14 protein-coding genes are annotated in these 16,458 nt (G+C 34.1%); 9 read left to right on the top strand and 5 right to left on the bottom strand.

The genetic code is table 11. From position 1 onward, the window contains the following. Nucleotides 1–209: 209 nt before the first annotated feature. Nucleotides 210–386 carry a hypothetical protein gene (locus tag IMCC3317_RS01080; RefSeq protein WP_160127663.1) on the bottom strand — a complete coding sequence of 59 codons (177 nt, stop codon included), beginning with the start codon at nt 384–386 and terminating at the stop codon, nt 210–212. A gap of 515 nt (nt 387–901) precedes the next feature. Further along, the gene (locus IMCC3317_RS01075) at nt 902–1,162 is read right to left on the bottom strand and encodes a hypothetical protein (RefSeq protein WP_160127662.1); all 261 of its coding nucleotides are present in this window, start codon (nt 1,160–1,162) and stop codon (nt 902–904) included. 103 nt (nt 1,163–1,265) lie between these two features. Between IMCC3317_RS01075 and IMCC3317_RS01070 the strand changes: the two genes are divergently transcribed. The 3 genes from IMCC3317_RS01070 (at nt 1,266) to IMCC3317_RS01060 (ending at nt 4,275) form a co-directional block, all read left to right on the top strand. Next, nucleotides 1,266–2,045, top strand: coding sequence for a HipA family kinase (locus IMCC3317_RS01070; protein WP_160127661.1), 780 nt, complete (start codon nt 1,266–1,268; stop codon nt 2,043–2,045). Further along, nucleotides 2,035–2,418: a DUF3037 domain-containing protein gene (locus IMCC3317_RS01065; protein WP_160127660.1), complete on the top strand. Its 384-nt coding sequence runs from the start codon at nt 2,035–2,037 to the stop codon at nt 2,416–2,418. Before IMCC3317_RS01070 ends, IMCC3317_RS01065 begins: the two co-directional genes overlap by 11 nt. Nucleotides 2,419–2,760: 342 nt before the next feature. Beyond that, nucleotides 2,761–4,275 carry a M20/M25/M40 family metallo-hydrolase gene (locus tag IMCC3317_RS01060; protein ID WP_160127659.1) on the top strand — a complete coding sequence of 505 codons (1,515 nt, stop codon included), beginning with the start codon at nt 2,761–2,763 and terminating at the stop codon, nt 4,273–4,275. A 183-nt stretch (nt 4,276–4,458) separates the two neighbouring features. On the opposite strand, the gene IMCC3317_RS01055 is transcribed toward IMCC3317_RS01060, so the two are convergent. Both IMCC3317_RS01055 and IMCC3317_RS01050 read right to left on the bottom strand, forming a co-directional pair. Beyond that, nucleotides 4,459–5,826, bottom strand: a complete 1,368-nt coding sequence (locus tag IMCC3317_RS01055) for an NAD-dependent succinate-semialdehyde dehydrogenase (RefSeq protein WP_160127658.1) — start codon at nt 5,824–5,826, stop codon at nt 4,459–4,461. A gap of 3 nt (nt 5,827–5,829) precedes the next feature. After that, entirely contained in the window at nt 5,830–7,488 is a 1,659-nt protein-coding gene (locus tag IMCC3317_RS01050) for an acetolactate synthase large subunit (protein ID WP_160127657.1), read from the bottom strand. Between the two features lie 327 nt (nt 7,489–7,815). On the opposite strand from IMCC3317_RS01050, the gene IMCC3317_RS01045 reads away from it, so the two are divergent. The 6 genes from IMCC3317_RS01045 to IMCC3317_RS01020 all read left to right on the top strand — a co-directional run bounded on the left by IMCC3317_RS01045 (nt 7,816) and on the right by IMCC3317_RS01020 (nt 14,671). Continuing rightward, on the top strand, nt 7,816–8,166 hold the full coding sequence (locus IMCC3317_RS01045) for a ribose-5-phosphate isomerase (protein WP_160127656.1): 351 nt from the start codon (nt 7,816–7,818) through the stop codon (nt 8,164–8,166). Between the two features lie 134 nt (nt 8,167–8,300). Beyond that, on the top strand, nt 8,301–8,936 hold the full coding sequence (locus IMCC3317_RS01040; RefSeq protein WP_160127655.1) for a hypothetical protein: 636 nt from the start codon (nt 8,301–8,303) through the stop codon (nt 8,934–8,936). Nucleotides 8,937–8,957: 21 nt separating this feature from the next. Further along, a complete protein-coding gene (locus IMCC3317_RS01035; protein WP_160127654.1) occupies nt 8,958–9,995 on the top strand; it encodes a serine hydrolase domain-containing protein in 1,038 nt (345 codons plus the stop codon). Nucleotides 9,996–10,352: 357 nt separating this feature from the next. Beyond that, entirely contained in the window at nt 10,353–11,207 is an 855-nt protein-coding gene (locus IMCC3317_RS01030) for a CPBP family intramembrane glutamic endopeptidase (RefSeq protein WP_160127653.1), read from the top strand. 525 nt (nt 11,208–11,732) lie between these two features. Beyond that, the gene (gene recG, locus IMCC3317_RS01025) at nt 11,733–13,838 is read left to right on the top strand and encodes an ATP-dependent DNA helicase RecG (RefSeq protein WP_160127652.1); all 2,106 of its coding nucleotides are present in this window, start codon (nt 11,733–11,735) and stop codon (nt 13,836–13,838) included. A gap of 461 nt (nt 13,839–14,299) precedes the next feature. Continuing rightward, nucleotides 14,300–14,671 (top strand): VOC family protein, encoded by a 372-nt coding sequence (locus tag IMCC3317_RS01020; RefSeq protein ID WP_160127651.1) that lies wholly within the window; start codon nt 14,300–14,302, stop codon nt 14,669–14,671. Nucleotides 14,672–14,908: 237 nt separating this feature from the next. Here the strand turns inward: IMCC3317_RS01020 and IMCC3317_RS01015 are convergent, their stop codons facing one another. After that, on the bottom strand, nt 14,909–16,444 hold the full coding sequence (locus IMCC3317_RS01015; protein WP_160127650.1) for a T9SS type A sorting domain-containing protein: 1,536 nt from the start codon (nt 16,442–16,444) through the stop codon (nt 14,909–14,911). Nucleotides 16,445–16,458 lie beyond the last annotated feature (14 nt).

Genomic DNA, 16,458 nt, shown 5'->3' with positions numbered 1-16,458 from the left:
ATTAATGTTTTTTAATTATTTCGCTTAAATGATAATTTTTATTTACACTTAATAGACGAAATATGATGTAGAATGTTACACATTTATAATTACTTAACACATGATTAACTTCTGACCTGCAAATTGTTAAAATATGCCTAATAAATCGGTAATTATGAAAACAGAAAGCAAAAGAAAAGCGATCCGAAGATCGCTTTTAATATTGAAAATTATCTTGGAACAGTATCACCGCAACACCAATTATTGTATGTCCAATTACAAAATTCGGGTTCTTGAGTCTGACACATTGGACCGTCAGAAAAAGCTCCGCCTTTTACTACTTCATTCGCTAATGAAGAAACAGAATCTTTGTTAAGCTTTAATGTTTTTAAATTTCTTTTTTTCATGATAGATAGTTTTGGTTTGATAATAAAAGTACAAAAACAAAACATTAACCACTTACGGGAACACCGTAATTAACACTTAATCAGTAGAATAATAAAACAAGAAAGCGATCCGAAGATCGCTTTACGAAATTTTAAGAAGAAGAAGAGTTTGTGTCGCATTTTTGTACAAGTACACAATTTACTTGATCCACGTAACATACACATCCTGGTGGACACCATAAATAATTTAGAGTACATTTAGCTTTTCCTCCATTAATAGATTTTTGTTCAGATTTATTCAAAACAGAACCCAAATTTGAAATGTTTTTTAACATGATATAGAATTTAAAGTTAATTTAGAATAAAGTTATAAAACTAAAATAATAACCACTTACGGGAATACCGTAATTAACATTTGAACAGGAGATATTTTTATTCAAACTTTTAATCAAGAAATTTAATAAGCTACTGAAATTCAAACAATTATAGATACCAAGAAATAAATTTAAAGCAATATTGTGTATGAAAAACAAACATTACTTACGCCCAATATCATGGATTTCTTTTGTCGTATCTTTTTTAGAAATCCATTTCAATCCAACTCTAATTAATAAGAAAATTACGGCTGAAAATACAAGGAAAAAAGATAGTTGCCCCATAATATAAGCGAAATCGTTGCTTGTTCCAGATCTAAACACATTCATGATGTTTATAATCATTTTTGGTAATTGTACTACCAATGATAAACCAAAAAAAACGCCTAATACTAAAAATATATATCCAAAAATTTTCTTCATAAGGAATCAAATATAAATAATTATTATTCACGAATAAAGCATATTACAAAATGAATATTTTTTCATTCAAAACAAACTCTGAACTTTTTCTATCTTAGCAGTAATGAAAACTATTGATATCAGAACCGTAAATGTGGTTCAATATATAAAACCGTTGCGCGAAGGCGGATCGCTTCCTGCTATTGTAAAAGCTGATGATGGCTTTTTGTATGTCTTAAAGTTTAGAGGCGCAGGACAAGGCAAAAAACCGCTCGTTTCCGAATTGATTGGTGGTGAATTGGCGCGTGCGCTAGGTTTGAAAATTCCTGAATTGGTCTTTATGAATTTAGATGATTCATTCAGTAAAACCGAACCCGATGAGGAAATTCAAGATTTGCTGAAATTTAGTGTAGGACTTAATTTGGGATTACATTTTTTATCAAGCGCCATTACATTTGATCCTTTAGTCACTACTGTAGATGCAAAAACTGCTTCCAAAGTGGTTTTGCTAGATAGTTTGATTAGTAATATTGATAGAACCGTAAAAAACACCAATTTACTCACTTGGAATACTGAATTGTGGATTATTGACAACGGCGCAAGTTTTTACTTTCATCACAATTGGGCAACTTGGGAAAACCATTTGACACGCACATTTCCATTAATTAAAGATCATGTATTATTGGCGCAAGCAACAGAATTAAAGGAAGTTGCGAAAGATTTTTTGGAGATACTTACGAAAGAAAAAATAGCAGAAATCATTCAGGCAATTCCTGAAGATTGGCTAGAACACGAATCCGATGATTTGTCGCCTGACGAAATGAGAACTGCATATATTACATATTTGGAAGCAAAACTTGCTATGATTGATTCACTCGTAAAAGAAGCGGAACATGCAAGATAAAGTCACTTTCGAATACGCAATTATACGATTCATGCCTAAAGTAGAGCGTGAAGAATTCTTTAATATTGGTGTGATCGTATTCTCGAAACGAAAGAAATTTCTAGGCTTAAAATATCATATTGATGCTGAAAAATTAGCTGCATTTTCATGCGAAATCACTCGGAAAGAGTTAACCGAATATCTAAAAGCTTGGGAATTCATCTGTAAAGGAACTCCAAATGGCGGCGCAATTGGAGCATTTGAAATTTCTGATCGTTTTCGTTGGTTGGCAGCTTCAAAAAGCACGATGATATTATGCTCGCCAACACATTCTGGCTTATGTCATGATCCTTCGATTGAATTGGAAGATATTTTTGAGAAGTATGTATTGTAATTGGTTTAATGTTTAATGTTTAATGTTTAATGTTTAATGTTTAATGTTTAATGTTTAATGTTTAATGTTTAATGTTTAATGTTTAATGTTTAATGAAAGTTAATTTTTCTTGATGATTTCAAACGTTACTTCGAGTGATTTTTGAAAAAAATTGTATCGAGAAGTGCTCTGAAAATATAGATGTGAAGGTGAATCGTAAGATCTCTTAATACTGGAAACTAACATCTCAATACTAATAACCAAACGTCACTTCGAGTGATTTTTGATAAAAAATTGCACTTCGATAAACTCAGCAGAGCTATCGAGAAGTGCTCGAATATTAAAAATATATACTTTACAACTATGAAAATTCAATTTAAAATCTGCCTCATTTCACTCGTTTTTCTAGGTAGTAATTTGGCGTTTTCACAAACAAATTGGGATGAAAAAATTCAGCAAGAACTTCCTAGTATTCTTCAAAAACATCGAGAATTGGTTAGTATTCCAAATGTTGCTTCGGATGAAGAAAACATGCTAAAAAATGTAGCTTGGGTGACGAAAGAATTTGAAAAACTCAATTTTGAAGTTTCGCTGTTAGAAACAACAACTTTACCTGTGTTTCTGGCTGAAAAGCAAGTTGATAAAAACGCGAAAACGATCTTATTTTATCTGCATTTGGATGGACAAGCCGTGAATCCTGCAAAGTGGAATCAGAAAGATCCGTTTCGTCCTGTATTGAAAGAACAAGATGCAGAAGGCGTTTGGCAAATTATCAATTGGTCGCGAATTAAAACGCATATAAATCCAGATTGGCGTGTATTTGGTCGCGCAGCAGCAGATGACAAAGCACCAATTATTATGATGCTTTCCGCGTTGGAATTCTTGCGAAAGCAACAACAAGAATTAAAATATAATGTAAAAATTATTCTTGATTTACAAGAAGAAACACAATCTGAAGCTTTTTTAAGCACACTTGAAACGTATAAAAATCGCTACGCCGCCGATTATATGATTATTATGGACGGACCAGCGCATCCAACCAACAAACCTACGTTAACGTTTGGTTGCAGAGGGATTGCTACGTGTTCTATAACAATTTACGGCGCTAAATTGCCGCAACATAGTGGACATTATGGAAACTATGCGCCAAATCCTGTGTTTAACATGTCGCATTTATTAGCAAGTATGAAAAGTGACGATGGAAAAGTATTAATTGATGGTTTTTATGATGGAATTACTTTAGATGAAAAAACACAACAATTACTTTCGCAAGTTCCAGATGATAACGAAAAGATGAAAGCTGATTTGGGAATTGTAGAGATAGATAGTGTTGGACGCAGTTACCAAGAATCATTGCAATATCCGTCATTAAATGTGCGTCATATAGAAACTTCTTGGAAAGGTCCAGGGTTGAAAACGATTATTCCAGAAATTGCAACCGCGTATTTAGATATTCGTTTGGTAAAAGAAACTGACGGCGAAAATCAATTAGAAAAAATAAAAAAGCACATAGAAAATCAAGGATATTTAGTGTTAGATCGCGAACCAACTGATGCAGAACGGTTACAATATTCAAGAATTGCTACGCTGAAAATGAATGCTGGTGTAAATGCTTTTCGAACAGATATCAATTCGTTTATTGGTACAAAACTGCGAGAAACGTTAGAAGCTGAATTTGGCGAAACTCCAATTCTAATTCGAACTATGGGCGGAACTGTTCCGATTACGCCTGCGATAAAAGTCTTAAATATTCCTGCGATTATAGTTCCGATGGTAAATATGGACAACAATCAACACAATCCAAATGAAAATATTCGAATTGGAAATATTTCGCAAGGAATTAAAATGTGTTTGGCGATTTTGTCAATGAAAATTTGATTTAGACTTCTTAGACTCGCTTCGCTTTTGGATTGTTGATATGTTGATATGTTGATATGTTGATAAATGAATTATTTACTCGATGGAATAACCTTATAAACCTCTAAACTTTTAAACTAAAATTTTGCTTTTAGATTTGTTATGTGATACTGAATTTAGTACAAAGAAATCTCAATACTAAATCTAATCAATCCAAATAGACTTTGTATTCGTAAATTCTCTAATTCCGTAACTAGAAAGTTCGCGTCCGTAACCACTATTTTTAATTCCACCAAATGGTAACCTTGGATCAGAAACTACGAGTTTGTTTACAAAACTGCTTCCTGCTTCCAATTGCAATGCAACTTTTTCGCCGCGTTTTTTATCTCCAGTAATCACACCTGAACCTAAACCGTAATTAGAATTATTGGCAAGTTCAATAGCATGTTTCTCATTTTTCGCTTTAATAACCGAAGCTACAGGACCAAAAAGTTCATTATCAAATGCTTCCATTCCTGGTTTTACTTCTGCCAAAATTGTCGCAGGATAATACGCGCCATTACTATCAGGAATGTTTCCTCCTAAAACCAATCGTGCACCTTGCGAAACACTTTTTCCTACTTGTTCGTGTAACTCGTCACGCAAATCTTTTCGTGCCATTGGTCCTAAAAACGTGTCTTTTTCGGTTGGTTCGCCCATTTTCTTATCTTTCATCTTCTTCGTGAATATGGTCAAGAAATCATCGTAAATTTCATCCAACACTACAAAACGTTTTGCGGCAATACACGTTTGTCCGTTGTTTTGCAAACGTCCGAATGTTGCCAAATCGGTTGCTTCTTCCAAATCGGCATCTTCTAGAATGATATACGCGTCGCTTCCGCCCAATTCCATCACGGTTTTCTTTAAGTTTTCTCCAGCAATGGAAGCAACAGAACGTCCAGCAGGTTCACTTCCTGTTAAGGTGACAGCTTTGATATGTTTGTTTTCAATCACTGCTTTTACAGCATCTGAACCAATATTTAGGTTTGCAAAAATTCCTTTCGGGAAACCTGCCTTTTCAAACGCTTCTTCCAATGCAAATGCACAACCTTGTACGTTGGATGCATGTTTTAAAACGCCTGTATTTCCTGCCATAATTGCTGGTGCGGCAAAACGAATGACTTGATAAAACGGGAAATTCCAAGGCATTACCGCCAATACAACGCCAATCGGTTGAAACGTCACATAACTTTTAGAGGCTTCTGTGTCTACATTTGTATCTGCTAATAATTCTGCTGCATTATCAGCATAATAGCGACAAATGTTAGCGCATTTTTCTACTTCTCCGCGCGATTGCCCAATGATTTTCCCCATTTCTTTGGTTGCCAACTGCGCATATTCTTCTTTATTATCTTCTAAAACGTCTGCAAGTTTGTGCATTAATTTCGCACGTTCTTCAAAATTTTTGTTTCTCCAAGTTTGATATACTTCGTTTGCTTTTGCGACTTTATTTTCTGCTTCTTTTGTGCTAATACGATTGTATTCAGCTATTTGTTCGCCAGTTGCGGGATTTATACTTTTTGCGGTTTCCATGTTTTATTTTTTTATGTTTTCTGAATATTCTTTGAGTAATACATTTAATATTTTATGATTTAGAGAGTAATCTACAGCTAAATCAATCACGTGTACTCCATCTGAATTTAGAGAAGTTTCCAAATCGTATTTAAAATCTTCTACTGATTCTGGACGATAGCCTGAAGCACCAAAACTTTCTGCATATTTTACAAAATCAGGATTTCCAAAATCGAGACTGTATTTTTCCAATTCTTCTTTTTCTTGCTTCCATTGAATCATTCCGTATGCGTTATCATTCAAAATAATCACAACTAAATTTAGATTGAGTCGTACGGCGGTTTCTAATTCTTGCGAATTCATCATAAATCCACCATCGCCATTAATGGAAATTACTTTTTTATCTGGATACAATTCGCTCACCATCATGGCAGACGGCAAACCTGCGCTCATCGTGGCAAGTGCATTGTCTAGTAATAAACCATTTGGTACATACGCAGGATAATTTCGGGCAAACCATATTTTATAAATTCCATTGTCAAGTGTCACAATTCCGTCATCTGGTAATATATCGCGAACAATTTTGACTGTACGTTGTGGCAATATTGGAAAACGATCATCGGCTTCATATTTTGCCAAATGTTCTGAAACGTTCTTTTTTATTTTCATGAAGAAATCCGTATTCCACGATTTCGCAATCGGTTTCAATGCTTTTGTCAATTGTTGAATGCTTGTCGCGATGTCGCCTATTACATTTAGCTGCGGAAAATAAACTTCATCAATTTCAGCCGGAAAGAAATTTACGTGAATCACTTTTCGTTCGTCTTCTGGATGCATGAAAAAAGGTGGTTTCTCGATTGTATCGTGTCCAACATTAATAATTAAGTCCGCACTTTTAATCGCTTCATGAATAAAATCATTATCAGATAATGCAGCTGTTCCTAGATACAACGGATGACGTTCGTCGATGATTCCTTTGCCCATTTGCGTATTGAAAAACGGAATTCCGATCGTATCTACAAATTCGGCTAACGAGTTACTTGCCCGTTTTCTATTCGCGCCAGCGCCAATTAATAATAAAGGCATTTTTGCGGCTTCAATCATTTTTGCTGCATTTTCAATAGCATTTGTTTCTGCGTGTGGCATTTTAGCATCTACTACATCAAAAATTCGTGGTGATTCTACTATTTCTTGTGCAACATCTTCTGGAAATTCAATATGTACAGCTCCTGGACGTTCTTCTTGTGCGCGTCGAAATGCTTCACGTATGATAGAAGAAACTTGATCGCCGTTGGTAATTTGTTTTGTATATTTAGTCAGCGGTTTCATCATTTCCACCACATCAATGATTTGAAAGTTTCCCTGTTTACTTCTGTTAATCGGTTTTTGACCAGATATAATGACAAGCGGCATCGCGCCAAGTTGTGCATACGCGGCTGGCGTAACCATATTTGTTGCGCCAGGACCTAATGTTGACATACAAACTCCAGCTTTTCCTGTGAGTCTTCCGTACGTTGCTGCCATAAATCCTGCGCCTTGTTCGTGTCGTGTGAGTACGAAATTTATTTTGTCAGATTTACGAATGGAGTCTAACATATCTAAGTTTTCCTCGCCTGGAAGTCCAAATATATATTCTACGCCTTCATTTTCTAATGCTTTTATAAATAGGTCTGATGCTTTCATTGGTTGTTTTTATTGTTGATTTTGTTTGTTTGTTTGTTTGTTGCTTGTTGTTTGTTTGTTGTTTGTTTGTTGTTTGTTTGTTTGTTTGTTTAAAAATTGAAGATACTACTTGTTCTTTTGGAAACTTAACTGTATCGGGTTTTTCATTAGCTGTTTTCGTAGTTTCTAGTTTCTAGTTTCTAGTTTCTAGTTTCTAGTTTCTAGTTTCTAGTTTCTAGTAAAATTAAAAAAACGAAATTATTAGCTTCGATGTTTCTCAACTACCTTTTATATTTTTTTGTATTTTTAAGAATCCACATTAATTAAAATCATTGATCCCGAAAATCCATGCCAAGAATAGAATATCGTGTGTACGTTGTAGAGTTGTCTAAACGAGTGTTTACGGAAAATACAAAATTTCGTTTGGCGAATCCGCAGTTTAATGGCGTATTGGAATGTTTGTATGTTGGCATGACTAGCAAAACACCGAAAGAACGTTTTTTGCAACATAAAACAGGCTATCGAAACCAAAAAGGACACAAATTATCGTCCAATATTGTTGAAAAATACGGATTGTACTTGCGTCCGAGTTTGTACAATCATATTGACGCATTCACTACACGATTGCAAGCGTTGAAGATGGAAAAAATACTTGCGTTAGAATTGCGAAGAAAACGGTATGCAGTTTGGTTTAATTGATTTTGGACTGCTTAGATCGTTTTACACTGAGCGGAGTCGAAGTGTTGGATTTGCTCAGATTTTTCAGTCATTACGGAAACCATCTTTTTTATATAGTATCTTTGTGATAGTTTTATCAAGCATAAAAATCACTTATGAAAAAAATACTTCAAGCTTTACTTATCATATTTCTATTGAATAGTTGTTCTAATGGAACAAAAAAAGAAGCTTCAAAAGAAACAAAAGTTGAAACGAAAGATGTTTCTAAAATAGAATATCCGCTAGATAGCTTGTTATCATATGATTCTGAAGTAGCTTTAAAAAAAGTTTATGGAGAACATGTGAAAAGATCCGTTGGCTATTATCCTGAAGGAATGGGCGAATATGCAACTACAGTATTATTTCCTGATTCTAAAAACCAAGTTGAGTTTGTGTGGGAAGATGATTCAATCCATTATAATAAACTTCAATACATTAGATTAGCTGGAAAACAGACGGATTGGAAAACAAAAGAAGGCATTACTATTGGTACCGATATGAAAACGCTTGAAACTTTAAACAAGCAACCTTTTGGATTTTTTGGTTTAGAATGGGATTATGCTGGAGCTATTGATTGGAAAGATGGTTATCTTGAGGAACGAAATATTTTTGGAAGTTTGGCTTATCCAACGGATTCAATGCCTGAAGATTTTATGGATTTACACGGCGATCATACGATTGAAAGTTCTTCGAAAATTGCTCAAAAAGCAAATTTGATTCTTAGTGAAATTATTATGAAGCCATCTAATTGAGAACTTTATTTCGATTATAGCATGAAAAAAAAATTAACAAAACGAATTCTCAAAATACTATTCATTAGTGCAAGCATCGCTTCTTTGTGGTTTGTACCATGGATTTTAGTAAAAGCTTGGATATTACCACTACCAAATACGGTTCAAGAACAGGTAGATGAAGCAATTGGACATGGATTTGACGGAATGATTGTGTATGTTGATGAAGCCGGAAAACCGCCAGCATTTTATACAGGCGGTTGGAAAAATCGTGAAAACAAAATACCTGCCGATCCAAAATCGTTATTTAAAATTGCGAGCATTAGCAAATTATATGTTGCTGTTTCTATTGCTAAATTGGTCAATGACAAACGCTTATCGTTAGATGAAACACTCGCCGATTACTTTCCAGAACTTGTTGGCAGCATTGAAAATGCAGAAAAAATCACACTAAAATTAATGGTTCAACATCGAAGTGGAATTCCTAATTTTACCAGTAATCCTAAATTTTGGGAAAACGAACAAGAAAACGGAAAAAAGGCACTGGATTTTGCACTCGACTTACCTGCAAGTTTTGAACCAGATGAAGGTTATGAATATTCAAATACGAATTATTTATTACTGCGTAAAATCATTAAGAAAGTAGTTGGTTACAGTCATCAACAATATATAAAAGAAGAAATTTTGATTCCGCTCGGACTAAAAAATACATTCTTTTCACTAAATGAAGTCAATATCGACGATGTAATGAGTGGTTATTATGTTGGAATTGACGCCGATTTAAAAACAAATGAAAACGGAATGCTAGCTACCGCAGAAGATGTAGGTATATTTTTAAGAGCATTAAACGATGGTTCTGTGTTAGATGAAGGCGAACAGGAAATATACGCTTCTATTTATGTATACGAACATGGCGGTTTGGTTCCTGGTTATCAAAGTCTTGCGGAATATCACAAAGACATTGACACGGTTGTTGTTCAATTTATAAACACTACTGATTTTAATGGCTACGAATGGAATTTATCGGAAATTGTCATTAATCGTATTGTTAAAATAATGCGGAACGAGAAAGTTGATTGAAAATAGATTGTTAGATTTTTGGACTTGCTTAGATCGTTAGATTGTGTCATTACGAGCGAGAGTGAAGTAATCTGTTGATCGTTAAGTTCCTAATGCTAGCGCGAGTTTTTTAACTCGTGTCGATAAACAAACTAAAAACATTCGTGGCAACTTCTCAATAGTTCTGCTGAGTTTACCGAAGTACAATTTTTCTCCATTTCATTCCGAAAAACCACTTGAAGCGACGCTTTCAGTTATTCAATCCTTTAATTTTTCAATCAAAATGTATTACAAACTCCCCTAAATTACCTTCAAATCGATCAAAATGTAACAAAACCAGCTTAATTTCGTCTTCTTTACAACCAACCAAAGAAGAACATGTCAAAATCTGTATCGGAAATTAAAGAAGCTTGGAATACTATCATTTTATTTTTAATACTACTCACAGCTTTAAGTTTAGTAGCATATTATGTGATTTTAAAATTAAACCCAACCAGTATTTACGTTGGAGCTTTAATGATATCTCCTGCTTTAGCAGCTTTCATTACTTTAAAAATTAAGAAAAGACCGATTGCTAGTTTACCTTGGAGTTTAAAAGAACTCAGCTATTTAAAACGCTCCTACTTCACTCCTATTCTATATGTTTCAATTGCATACCTATTAATTTGGCTCCTTGGTTTTGGTCAGTTTATCAATACCGAACAACTTATCGAATGGAGTAATGAATTAGGCATTGAAAGTTCTAATAAAGCACTCGTTATCATAGTAATGGTTTTTCTGTTATTAACTGTTGGTGTAATCAAAAATTTAGGTTCTACTTTGGGAGAAGAAATTGGATGGCGCGGCTTTTTAATATTCGAATTAAGAAAAGTAATGCCGTTCAAAGCACTCGCTATTGTAAGCGGACTAATTTGGGCTATTTGGCATTATCCGATAATAAATTTAATGTATGGAAGAAGTGAAAATTTGATACTTCACATGAGTGCATTTACAATTATGATCATTGGAATATCTGTAATCTTAGCCTATTACACCTTTAAATCCAATAGTTTATGGCCAGCCGCGGTGTATCATTCTATTCATAATATTTACATTCAAAAAATTTGTACACCATTAACTATTTCTAATGATAAAACTATATTTTGGATTGATGAATATGGTTTTATGATTCCAATTGTAACCACTCTTTTTGCAATTTACTTTTGGAGAAAAGCTGAAAAAGAGAATTTATAGCAAAGCATAAACCGTCAGTTCGAGTGGCGAATCTGTGATTCGTTGTATCGATAACAACTCGCAACTATAAAGTCTATCTTGTTTTCTAAGCACTTCTCGATACAAATTTGTTTCACAAATTCACTCGAAGTGACGCTTTTAGTTTTTCAATAATTCAATCCTTCAATCATTTAATTCTGGATAAAAAATAAATAGATGCTGAATCAAGTTCAGCATGACGAAAGAAAGTTGACTTTATTTGGGAAACTTTCGTCAAAAACTTACTTTTGAATTGATGAATCAAAATGTATTACAAACTCCAATAGATAACTAGCGCGAGTTTTTCAACTCGTGCCGATAAACAAACTAAAAAAGCATTCGTGCATTCGTGGCTTCTTTTATAGATTACTAAATGCATTACGATTGGCTTTAGTTTTTCATCACTAAATAGATTCCTGCCTACGCAGGAATGACAGAAGAAAGTTTTTCAACCATTCAATCCTTCAATCATTTAATTTTTCAATCAAAAAACCTATTTTTGAATTGATGAATCAAAATGTATTACAAACTCCCATAGATTACCTCAAAGGCGTTGGTCCAAACCGTGCCGATTTGCTTCGTAAAGAACTGGGAATACATACATATCAGGATTTTATCAACCTATTTCCCAATCGGTATATTGACAAAACACGCTATTTTAAAATTGCGGAGTTGCAACGAAATTCTTCTGAAGTACAAGTTGTGGGGAAAATTACGCATATCAAAATGGTGCAACAGCAACGTGGAAAGCGTTTGGTTGCAACTTTCACTGATGGAACTGGCGAAATGGAACTCATCTGGTTTCGCGGTCACAAATGGATAAAAGATAGCATAAAACTGAATACGCCATACGTGATTTTCGGCAAAACGAATTGGTATAACGGTTTATTTTCTTTGCCACATCCAGAAATGGAATTATTGCAAGAACACGAACAAAGCTTGCGAACTGCGATGCAACCTGTATATCCATCAACGGAAAAACTCAGCAATAAAGGCATTACGAATAGAGTTGTCAATAAGTTGATGCAGCAATTGTTTACGGAATCGCGCACGCAATTTTATGAAACCTTGCCGCCTTCTATTTTGGAGGAACTCAAATTGATTTCAAAAAGTGAAGCATTATTCAACATTCACTTTCCGAAAAGTCAAGAATTATTGGCGAAAGCGCAATATCGTTTGAAATTTGAAGAACTATTTTACATTCAAATACAACTCATCACTAAAAACCTCATCCATAAAAGTAAAATAAAAGGTTTTCCGTTTGATCAAGTTGGCGAAAAATTTAATGATTTTTATGCGAATCATTTGCCATTCGACTTAACAAACGCGCAAAAACGAGTAATTAAAGAAATTCGAAACGATTTAGGCAGCAATGCACAAATGAATCGGCTTTTGCAAGGTGATGTTGGTTCGGGAAAAACAATTGTCGCGCTGATGTCAATGTTATTAGCGATTGACAACGATTTTCAGGCATGTATCATGGCACCAACGGAAATTTTATCCACACAGCATTATAATGGAATTATGGAGTTAGTAGAACCGCTAGGTTTACAAGTGAAACTCTTGACAGGTTCGGTTAAAAAGAAAGATAGGCGCATCATTCACGAAATGTTAGAAGATGGTTCGTTGCACATTCTCATTGGAACACACGCCGTTTTAGAAGATAAAGTCAAGTTCAAAAATCTTGGATTGGCAATTATTGATGAGCAACATCGGTTTGGTGTAGAACAACGTTCAAAATTGTGGCATAAAAATACGTTTCCGCCGCATATTTTGGTTATGACCGCAACGCCGATTCCGCGAACATTAGCGATGAGTTTGTATGGCGATTTGGATATTTCTGTGATTGATGAATTGCCGCCTGGCAGAAAAGCGATTAAAACCGTGCATCGCTATGATAGCAATCGGTTGAAAGTGTTTAAATTTATTCGAGATGAAATAAAAAAAGGTAGACAAATTTATATAGTTTATCCGCTGATTCAAGAATCGGAACAGTTGGACTATAAGGATTTGATGGACGGTTATGAAAGCATTTCACGAGAATTTCCAATGCCAGAATATCAAATTTCCATTGTACACGGAAAGATGAAACCTGCGGATAAAGATTTTGAAATGAATCGTTTTATCAAAGGTGAAACCCAAATTATGGTGGCAACTACTGTAATTGAAGTTGGTGTAAATGTTCCAAACGCTTCCGTAATGATTGTGGAAAGTGCCGAACGTTTTGGATTGTCACAATTGCATCAATTACGCGGTCGAGTTGGTCGTGGCGCAGAACAGAGTTTTTGTATTCTCATGACGAGTCACAAATTAAGTGCAGACGGAAAAACACGTTTAGAAACGATGGTTCGTACCAGTGATGGATTTGAAATTGCAGAAGTCGATTTGAAACTTCGCGGACCAGGAAATATTATGGGAACGCAACAAAGTGGTGTGTTAAACCTAAAAATAGCAGATATTGTAAAAGACAACGACATTCTGAAAACGGCTCGTTATTACGCGATGCAAATTTTAAAAGCTGATCCGAGTTTGAGATTAGAAGCACATAAAGCAGTTCGGTATACGTTTGCGCAATTGGTGAAACATAAGAATATTTGGAATTATATTAGTTAGACTCGCTTCGCTCAATTCAAGAATTTAAAAATTCAATTATTCAAGGTTGTTTATCGACATTGTTTTTTGATTTCAAGAAATAATTTGCAAATCAACATTTTCTTTTGTAAATAAGTTGATAGCTTTTAAATCATCTATCAAAAAGTTAGACTTTAGAAACTTTGGAGTTAGACTTGTTTCCGCGTAGGCGGGAATCTGTTAGATGCGATTCACTTTTAGATTATTAGACTTGCTTAGATCATCAAATTTTAGATATAGTAGACATTCGTCAAGCTGAACTTGATTCAGCTTCACATAACAGTATGTATCAATTCTTATGAGATTCCGAATCAAGTTCGGAATGACGTTCCAACAAACAAACACACAAACGAATAAACAAACATCACATTAAGCAAAGTCAAATCGCATTTCAATAAAATTATGTAACTTTAATCAATTCATTTTAACCAACACACAACATTATGAAATTAGGTGCATTTTCTGTGAGTCTTGCTGTGAAAGATATTCACGTTTCGAAAGCTTTTTATGAGAATTTAGGTTTTACTGTTTTTCATGGAGAAATTGATCAAAACTGGTTGATTATGAAAAATGGCGAAACTATTATTGGATTGTTTCAAGGTATGTTTGAAGGCAATTTGTTGACATTTAATCCAGGTTGGAATCAAGATGCACAGCCATTGGAATCATTTACTGATGTAAGAGATATTCAAAAGAAATTAAAAGGCGAAAATGTTGCTTTTTCTACTGAAGCAGACGAAACTACAAAAGGTCCAGCAAGTTTTTCGATTACAGATCCTGATGGGAATGTTATTTTGATAGATCAGCATGTGTAGTTTGGAATCGCTTTGCTCTTGGACTCGCTTCGCTTTTAGATACGGCTTTGCCTTTGGTATCGCTTTGCTCTTAGACACGCTTCGCTTTTAGAAACGGCTTCGCTCTTGGGATTTTGGTATGTGAATTATTTACACATTAGATAAATCTTTCAACTCTTTTAACTTTTAACTTTTAACTTTTAACTTTTAACTTTTAACTTTTAAATTAAAATTTTCTGTTAGATGCTTCACAACTTTTTACAATTTTATAAATTTAGAAACAATCGTTCCTTGTGAAGAAATGACTTTAATAATATACGTTCCAGATGCTAAGAAATCAATAGCAACTGTATTTTCAGAACTAATTATTTCTTTTACTAATTGACCAGAAAGGGTATGAATTATAATTTTTTCAATTGATGTATTCGTTTTGATATGAAGTGTATTTGCTGTTGGATTTGGATACATTACAACCGTGTCTTCTAATTCAAATTCAGCATTGCTTAAAACATAGGCATCTTTGAAACGAATTAACATATTTCTTTTATTCGTACTTGTGGAAGAGTACGCGCCTGTGACAATTATTTTTCCATCTGGCTGAATTAATAAATCGCTCGAATAATCTTGTCGAGCGCTAACTTGATGTAAATATTGTCCGTTAGTTCCAAAATTGGTGACGCGCGTTCCATCATCATTAAAAGCGATTAAAAATAAATCGTAATTATTATTTCCAATTGCATGACCAGAAGCTAAAATAGTTCCATCAGGTAATACACTTATTTTTTTACCAAAACTCGTGCTATAATTAGAAGCATCTGGAGTTTCTATATGAAATCCGTCAATACTGAAAGTTGTATCCAAAGTTCCATCTAAATTAAAACGCATCAATATGGTATGAGGCAAAAAGCTTGTTCCAGAAACAGTTCCTGTTGCTAAAATCTTATTGTTATGAAGTACAAAATCTGTTATGTATTCGTTTGTATAACCAATATCTGTTAACTGCATTCCGTTTGTACCAAAAGAAGCATCAAAATTACCCGTAACGTCAAGCTTTACAAGCAAAGTATCTTTATTATCATTTAGGTCAATTGATGAACCTGACAAGAATAGTGTGCCATCATTTTGCACAGAAATTTCGTTAAGATTTACTCCTTTTGCCAATGAAACTGTTTGAATTCCATTGGTTGCAAAAGCTGTATCTAAGTTTCCTAAAGCATCATATTTTGCAATTTTTGCCGTGCTATAACCTGTGGCAGTTTCTTTGCTGTAACCAACAACGTATATATCGCCTGTTGCAGTAATTTGAATATCGCTTAAATAATCGTCATCTGAACCTAATTCTGTTTTTACATATCCATTCGTTCCAAATGTAGTATCTGTACTTCCATCTGCATTAAAACGAGCTAATAAAGCATGATAATAAAACCCAGATAATGAAGGATTTATATCAGATTGTCCAACGACAATAATTTTACCATCTGATTGCACATCCATTCCATAAATAGTTTCTTTTTGATTGCTGATAGAATTCGTTATGATGAAACCATTCGTTCCAAATGAAGTATCTGGAGAACCGTCAACATTGTATTTCGCTATAAAAAATTCAGTGCTTGCATTTAGTGTTCCTGATATTAAAATTTTTCCGTCAGGTAACAAAATAGCACTATTTAAAAAGTTACCATTTGACAATGAATCTTGAAAACCATCGGTTCCGAAAGTGGTATCTAAACTTATGTTTTGACTAGATAGTTTAGCGATAAAAAACAGTAAAAATATACATGCTATTTTTTTCATAATATGAACGATTT

Source organism: Kordia antarctica (genome assembly GCF_009901525.1).
Lineage (GTDB): Bacteria > Bacteroidota > Bacteroidia > Flavobacteriales > Flavobacteriaceae > Kordia > Kordia antarctica.
Note: the sequence above shows the minus strand (reverse complement) of the source record. Positions and strands in the feature narration are given on the sequence as shown.